The sequence below is a fragment of the Candidatus Cloacimonadota bacterium genome, assembly GCA_011372345.1.
Classification (GTDB): domain Bacteria; phylum Cloacimonadota; class Cloacimonadia; order Cloacimonadales; family TCS61; genus DRTC01.
In genome coordinates this window covers 1-6570 of the sequence record DRTC01000158.1, presented here as the reverse complement: position 1 = coordinate 6570, position 6570 = coordinate 1, and the positions used below count along the sequence as shown (strand labels likewise).

Genomic DNA, 6570 nt, shown 5'->3' with positions numbered 1-6570 from the left:
GATTTAGCAAGACTTGACTCGCAATGACCGAAGGGAATGTGAGTCGAGAATTGCGACCGATTGCAGCTGAATGTTCTCAACTCATGCTCCGCTACGAGTCAAGTCCATTCCAATCCAACTTCCGAATTTTTCGGCTTGCCGAATCTTCGGAATGTCGAGGTTCAAATCCCGAATGCTTTCGGGAGAAGATCTGCAAGCAGAACATTCCGATGTTTTCCAATAAGTGTTTATTTTTTTTTGTGTATTTTGTGCATTTTTGTGGCTATAATCCTTTCCTGATATCCACCACAGAACCGTCTTCCAGGTTTTCCACACCTTCAATTACCAAATTTTCATCAATCTTTATTCCGCCGGTGATGATCACATTTTCACCGACTTTTTCGCCGAGAGTTACTTTCCTGCGTTCTGCTTTATTTTCTTTAATTATCACAAATGCAAAATAATCATCATATTCCTGAATGATATTATTCATCGAAGTGTAGATAACATCTTTGAATACTTTACTTTGTATTCTTGCTTCGATCACCATTCCCGGAAGTAATCTGCCCTGCTGATTCTCGATCTCGATCTCTATCGGATATGATGCGGAATTATTAATAGGTTTGATCCCAATACCTGTGATCTTCCCATAAAAAATTTCTTCCTTATTGTCATTGGAAACTGTTACCTGCTGACCTTTCTGCAGTTTTTGAACTTCCTTTTCTCCAACTCCGGTTTTAATTATCATTTTTTTGGAATCAACAATACTGCAAACCGGTTGTCCGAAAGAAATGGTCTGTCCGATCTCGATTGGAATATCCGTAATAAATCCGGAAACAGATGCCAGAAAACGGGAATTATTGTATGCTTTCCGAGATTTTTCCAGACCTGCTTTTGCACCATTCAAACCTGCAAGAGCACTTTTAAAATTGCTTTTAGTCTGGGAATACTCCACTTGCGAAATGCTGTTTTGCTGAAACAGGTTTTCAGAAGTCTGCATCTGCAATTCTGCAACTTCATAAGCTGCTTCTGCTGCTAATACTGCAGCTTCCGATTGTTTCACCTGAATTTCATAATCTTTATTATCTATCCTGCCGATTTCTTCACCTTTGGCTACCCAATCACCGAGATGTTTTTTGATTTCAACAACCTTTCCGCTGGTTTCAGCGGTCATCACGATATCGGTCAGTCCTTCCAATTTCCCGGTTACTTTTATAAACTGCTCCAGATTTTTTGGCTGCACTTTTTCCACCATAACCGGAATATTCTTTTCGATATTATTTTTTCCTTTTTTGGAAAGTTCCGGATTTGCTGCAGGTTTTTTTCCGCAACCTATCATTATTGAGAACACAATTAAGGTTATTAGTAAATATTTTATTTTCATTTTTTTACTCCTTGTCACGCCGTAGTTTTAACGAAGGCGGACGATTTTTTTATTTTTTCTACCTTGAAAAAGTTCATAAGTATCTCTCTTCTTGCTAAACTTTTTCAATGGTTTTCTAATATCTCGCATCCAACCGTTGAAAAGGTTCATTTGAAAGAATTCCTCTGTCGGTAAACCATTTTCAAGGTTATTTTTTTCATCGATTTTATTTTTTTTGCCACAGAGACACAGAGAACACAGAGGTTTCTGCAAATTTCCAATAATACATTGAAAAAATGAAAACATATTTTGTGTATTTTGTGCTTTATTGTGGCTTATTTTTTTAGATTTCATTTTAATAATTCCAAAAATTCGTTTTCTTCTTCCATTCCAAGAAGCAGTATTAATTTTGATTTTGCTTTAATGAATGAGAATGAACTCCGAATAAAAGACATTTTTGAACTTTTCAGCATCACTTCCGAATCGAGTATTTCGGTTGTGGAAACCATTCCATTCCTGAATCTTTCTTCCATTTGGGAATGTAATTCGGTTGCAAAATTCAAAGTAAGTTCAGAAGCCTTTACTTGTTTTGCTGAACTTATCAGGTTCAAAACAGAACTTTCCAAATCCAGTTTAATCCCGCTTTCTGCAGATTTATAATCCTCATCGGTTTTTCTTTTTTCGAATTTTGCTTTTTTATAATCAGCAAAATTATCTGTAATCGGAAAAATCGGGATAGAGGCAGTTAATGCCAATTGTTTAGAATCGTTATAATTAGAATCGGATTCTTTTTGGATTTCATTCCAGGATTTGCTCCAGGTCTGGCTATAACTCAAATTCAAGGTTGGCAGGAAATTTCCTGCTGCCATTAACACACTTTTCTTTGCCATATCTTTTGTTTCTTTCAGAGTTTTAATGGAATAATTCTCACGCAGAGAAATCTGAAAACATTCATCAATAAGAACATTTATCTGTTTTTCATCAAAAGAGTTCAGGCTTTCAATCAGTTCATTATAAATAGTTGCATCGAAATTTTCTACTTCAAAATCATCCTGAAATTGCAGATAATTTTTTAGACCGGAATAACTGATCGCATACAGAGTTTCGGATTGGATCAGTTCGGTTTCTTTGGCAGCTTTATCGGATTGGATTTTTAAAAGATCAACTTTGGCAAGTGTTCCCATTTCATATCTTAATTCTGCTATTTCCAGGTTTAATTCAGCAGACCGAAGCTGTTCTTTAGAAATTTCCAAAATTTCTGCTGCTTCAAGAAGATTGAAATATTTTTCTTCAACTCCGGAAATAGTTTTCATTTTTTGTTCTGCAAGAGCATATTCAGACATCTGTTTTGCATCACGGGAAAGACGATAACCAAGCCAGAGTTTCCCACCGAGAAATAACGGTTGATTTATCGAGTATCCGTAAGATCGCGTGTTTGTTTCATCATCAGGAATCGGATTCATCATAGACGGCATTCCGGGTTTCATCTGAATTTGAGAGCCTGTTAAATTAGCAGAAGGAAGCAAACCGGATAATGAGCTGATCTCATTCCATTTAGCAGATTCGTATGCCCATTTTTTTGTCAGATATTCAGGATTGTTTTCCAAAGCGATTTCTTTTGCATCTTTCAAGGTCAGGATTTCTGAAAATAAGGAAAAACTGGAAAACAAAACAATGATAAAAACAATCTTTTTCATATCTAATCCTCTTTGATAAAGAAAATTTCATTCTCTTTATTTTCTGCTTCTTTTTTTAATTCATCAAGGGATTCGATTTCGATAGCATTCATTTTTGTTCCCATTTTCATCAGAGTTTTAATGTAAAACGGCATAAGTTTCCATTTTTCTGTGCTTTTCATTTGCTCGAAATGTTGCTTATGACACTTGAGATGCTCTTTCATTTTTTGTTTACGATCAGTTAGTATTTGCAGAAATTTTCCTTTTGTAAAACCTTGATTCAAAAAACAGATCCCGATCCAGAAGTCATGAGGATTTTCACTTTTCACCATAAAATATTCCAGCATTTCCAGTAGAAATTCTTTTCCTTTTTCCGTGATGGAAAAAACGGTTCGCGGTGGATTATTTCCTTCTGTAACTTTCTCTCCGGAAATATATTCTTTCTTTTCAAGTCGCTGCATCGCTTTATAGACAGACGGCATTTTAACATCTGCCCATTCGTCCATGTGGTGCGTTTTTAACCATTGAATAATCTCATAACCATACATCGATTTGCGACGCAGAAATCCGAGCACAACTAAATCCGATTTATTCATCGAAACCTCCTTAAGTACCTTCCGAAGTTTTTCTTTCACTTTTTCTAACATCAGAAAATTCGGAAGGTTTATAACGAACTCAAACTTTCTGAATATTGAATAACCTGATTTTTTACACAAACAGGATTGTTTGTGATACACTTCAAAATCGGCGACAAATTATTTTACGGGAATATAATGTCAAGGATATTATTATAAAGTAGAATAGTATTAGATATAATATAATAAAGTTGTATGATATTCAGGCACTTACATTCTTCTTGACATTTTGACATATCAAAAAATGATTTTCCCGGAGGTTTAAAAAATGAAAATAAAAGTAGAAAAACTTTCTGATGAACAAATACAACAAAGAGGAATCAAATCTTGGGCTATCTGGGAAAAGAAAGTTTCCCGATTTGACTGGTATTATGATTCTACCGAAGAATGTCTGCTGTTGGAAGGAAAAGTGATCGTTGAAACTGAAGACGGGGAAAAGGTGGAATTCGGAAAAGGTGATTTTGTAACTTTCCCGAAAGGACTTTCCTGTGTTTGGGATATCAAAGAAAGTGTGAAAAAACATTATAATTTCAAGTAATATAAACTTAATAAGTTTTTTATACTTGTGAAGTTTTAAAGGAGTAAAATGGATACAAAAGAAATAAAGGTGATGAAAAAAATCCTTAATGTTAACGATAGAATTGCTGAAGAATTACGAAATGAACTGAAAGAAAAAGGTATTCTGTTTATCAATTTGATGAGTTCTCCCGGTTCAGGTAAAACAACAATTTTAGAAAAAACCGCTGAAAAGTTTGGAAATAAAATTTGTGTGATCGAAGGTGACATCCGGACGACTCTCGATGCAGAAAGAGTCTCCAGAGCAGGAATACAAGCATATCAGATAAATACCGGACCATTTGGAGGAGACTGTCATCTCGAATCAGGCTGGATAAAATCTGCTATTGAAGAAATTGACCTTTCAAATATCGATATCCTCTTTGTGGAAAATATCGGAAACCTTGTTTGTCCTGCGGAGTTCGATGTAGGGGCTCATATCAATGCTGTTGTTCTCAGTGTTACCGAAGGTGAAGATAAACCGCTGAAATATCCTCTTGCATTCCAGAACTCACATTTATGTATAATTTCCAAAACTGACCTTCTTCCTTACCTTGATATAAATATTGAAAATATTAAAGAAAATATCCGAAAAGTAAATCCAAAGATGAAGATAATTGAAATTTCAGCGAAATCAGGTGAAGGTCTGAATGATTGGAAGGAATATTTACATAAAAGTCGGTAACACTGTATAGAACCAAAAAAAATGATTTTTGTAATAAAAAAACTAAACGAGTATTAATTTTCTTTTGACAAAAAATAACACCTTTTTTCGTTGGAACAATAATTGCAGAAAAAGAAAATATTATTTAAGGAGGAAGAATGTTCAAAACATTTCAAAATCAAAAAGGATTCAGCTTGATCGAGTTGTTGGTGGTGGTTGTTATTATTGCAATTTTAGCAGCAATCGCGGTCCCGATCTACATGAGTTATGTCAGGAAAGCAAGATCAACTGAAGCTCAATCGGCTATTGCAGCCATCCGAAGTGCTTACAGAGTTTACTATCAAACTTACGGTTCTACAGAAAATTACACCATTGAAGATGCCTTAAAAGATGCTAAACTTGGTAATGCTACAGAGAAAAACTGGGAATTTGAGGTTGTTGGGAATCCACCCAATAAGTATATTGCAACTTCCACAGCTGATTTCTCTGAGGGAGAAGGTAAACAGGTCTGGTATGATGTTGATGATGCTAAATATCATGGTTATGGAATTGACGAAGAAGAGGAAGAAGAAGAGATCGTTGACTAAATTCGGAGGTGCTTTTTGAAGCTTACAATTCAAGAACTGTTACAGTTTGCATCTGATGCCGGTGCATCTGATCTACATATCAGCACAGGATCAATTCCTATGATCAGGGTAAACGGTATTATGAAAAAATTGAATTTACCCAGATCAACTGTAAAAGAAGTTGACGATTTAATCTTTAGTGTAATGAATGAATCCCAAAAAGCATTATTTAAAGAAAGATTGGAAATTGACTTCTCCACAAAATTAGATGACGAAACAAGGTTCAGGGTAAATGCTTTTCACCAGCTGAACGGTCGAGCTGTTGCTTTTCGTGTGATTCCAAATGAGATTAGAGGATTTGATGAACTTAATCTGCCTGATATCCTGGCAAAACTTGCTTTAAGAAGGAACGGTCTTATTTTAGTAACTGGTCCTACCGGAAGTGGAAAATCGACAACTTTAGCGACCATGATTGATGTCATTAATGATCATCGACATTGTCATATAATTTCTGTTGAAGATCCGATCGAATATGTCCATGCCAGTAAAAACTCTTTGATCAATCAAAGAGAGTTAGGACACGATACCTGGTCTTTTAAAGCTGCCCTCCGATCTGCTCTTCGTGAAGATCCTGATGTTATTCTTGTTGGTGAAATGCGCGATCTCGACACGGTCTCATTAGCTTTGACCGCTGCTGAGACGGGTCATCTTGTTCTGGCTACATTACATACCAGCAGTGCAACCAAGTCTATTGATAGGATCATAGATATGTTCCCCAAAGAACAACAAGGTCAGATCCGTTCAATGCTTTCGGAATCGTTGCAAGCGGTCGTTGCTCAGACATTATTACCAATGAAAGATGGTTCCGGACGAGTCCCGGCTTTAGAAATAATGATAGCTAATACTGCTGTCAGAAATCTAATCAGGGAAGAAAAAACTTACCAGATACCTTCCGTGATCCAATCCGGAACTAAAGATGGAATGCAGACTCTGGATCAATCTTTGTATAGTCATGTCATGAATGGCTTACTGGATCGACTCGTTGCTCAGGAAGTTTCCGATAATCCGAAAATGTTCGTTTCTGGCGTGGGATTCTGATGTTCAGACAAATTACTTCTGAAAGAGGATTTGG

Annotated in this window: 8 protein-coding genes; 4 read left to right on the top strand and 4 right to left on the bottom strand. The window is 36.0% G+C overall.

Annotated elements, in window-relative coordinates:
• Window positions 1-262 precede the first annotated feature (262 nt).
• The 4 genes from ENL20_03055 to ENL20_03040 are packed head-to-tail and all read right to left on the bottom strand — an operon-like array spanning window position 263 to window position 3665.
• Window positions 263-1363 (bottom strand): efflux RND transporter periplasmic adaptor subunit, encoded by a 1101-nt coding sequence (locus ENL20_03055; GenBank protein ID HHE37535.1) that lies wholly within the window; start codon window positions 1361-1363, stop codon window positions 263-265.
• 27 nt (window positions 1364-1390) lie between these two features.
• Window positions 1391-1696, bottom strand: coding sequence for a hypothetical protein (locus ENL20_03050; GenBank protein HHE37534.1), 306 nt, complete (start codon window positions 1694-1696; stop codon window positions 1391-1393).
• The gene (locus tag ENL20_03045; protein ID HHE37533.1) at window positions 1693-3039 is read right to left on the bottom strand and encodes a TolC family protein; all 1347 of its coding nucleotides are present in this window, start codon (window positions 3037-3039) and stop codon (window positions 1693-1695) included. Before ENL20_03045 ends, ENL20_03050 begins: the two co-directional genes overlap by 4 nt.
• Window positions 3040-3041: 2 nt before the next feature.
• Entirely contained in the window at window positions 3042-3665 is a 624-nt protein-coding gene (locus tag ENL20_03040; protein ID HHE37532.1) for a PadR family transcriptional regulator, read from the bottom strand.
• 256 nt (window positions 3666-3921) lie between these two features.
• On the opposite strand from ENL20_03040, the gene ENL20_03035 reads away from it, so the two are divergent.
• The 4 genes from ENL20_03035 (at window position 3922) to ENL20_03020 (ending at window position 6536) form a co-directional block, all read left to right on the top strand.
• Complete coding sequence (locus tag ENL20_03035) at window positions 3922-4191, top strand: DUF861 domain-containing protein (protein HHE37531.1); 270 nt, start codon at window positions 3922-3924, stop codon at window positions 4189-4191.
• A 48-nt stretch (window positions 4192-4239) separates the two neighbouring features.
• Entirely contained in the window at window positions 4240-4893 is a 654-nt protein-coding gene (gene hypB / locus ENL20_03030; GenBank protein HHE37530.1) for a hydrogenase accessory protein HypB, read from the top strand.
• A gap of 137 nt (window positions 4894-5030) precedes the next feature.
• Complete coding sequence (locus tag ENL20_03025) at window positions 5031-5459, top strand: prepilin-type N-terminal cleavage/methylation domain-containing protein (GenBank protein ID HHE37529.1); 429 nt, start codon at window positions 5031-5033, stop codon at window positions 5457-5459.
• 15 nt (window positions 5460-5474) lie between these two features.
• A complete protein-coding gene (locus ENL20_03020; GenBank protein ID HHE37528.1) occupies window positions 5475-6536 on the top strand; it encodes a type IV pilus twitching motility protein PilT in 1062 nt (353 codons plus the stop codon).
• Window positions 6537-6570: the final 34 nt, after the last annotated feature.

Bases quoted from the DNA above. Each gene is read 5' to 3' on its own strand.
- ENL20_03040 (HHE37532.1), bottom strand. From the start codon at position 3,665: ATGTTAGAAAAAGTGAAAGAAAAACTTCGGAAGGTACTTAAGGAGGTT.
- ENL20_03055 (HHE37535.1), bottom strand. From the start codon at position 1,363: ATGAAAATAAAATATTTACTAATAACCTTAATTGTGTTCTCAATAATG.
- ENL20_03045 (HHE37533.1), bottom strand. From the start codon at position 3,039: ATGAAAAAGATTGTTTTTATCATTGTTTTGTTTTCCAGTTTTTCCTTA.
- ENL20_03035 (HHE37531.1), top strand. From the start codon at position 3,922: ATGAAAATAAAAGTAGAAAAACTTTCTGATGAACAAATACAACAAAGA.
- ENL20_03050 (HHE37534.1), bottom strand. From the start codon at position 1,696: ATGAAATCTAAAAAAATAAGCCACAATAAAGCACAAAATACACAAAAT.
- ENL20_03025 (HHE37529.1), top strand. From the start codon at position 5,031: ATGTTCAAAACATTTCAAAATCAAAAAGGATTCAGCTTGATCGAGTTG.
- hypB (HHE37530.1), top strand. From the start codon at position 4,240: ATGGATACAAAAGAAATAAAGGTGATGAAAAAAATCCTTAATGTTAAC.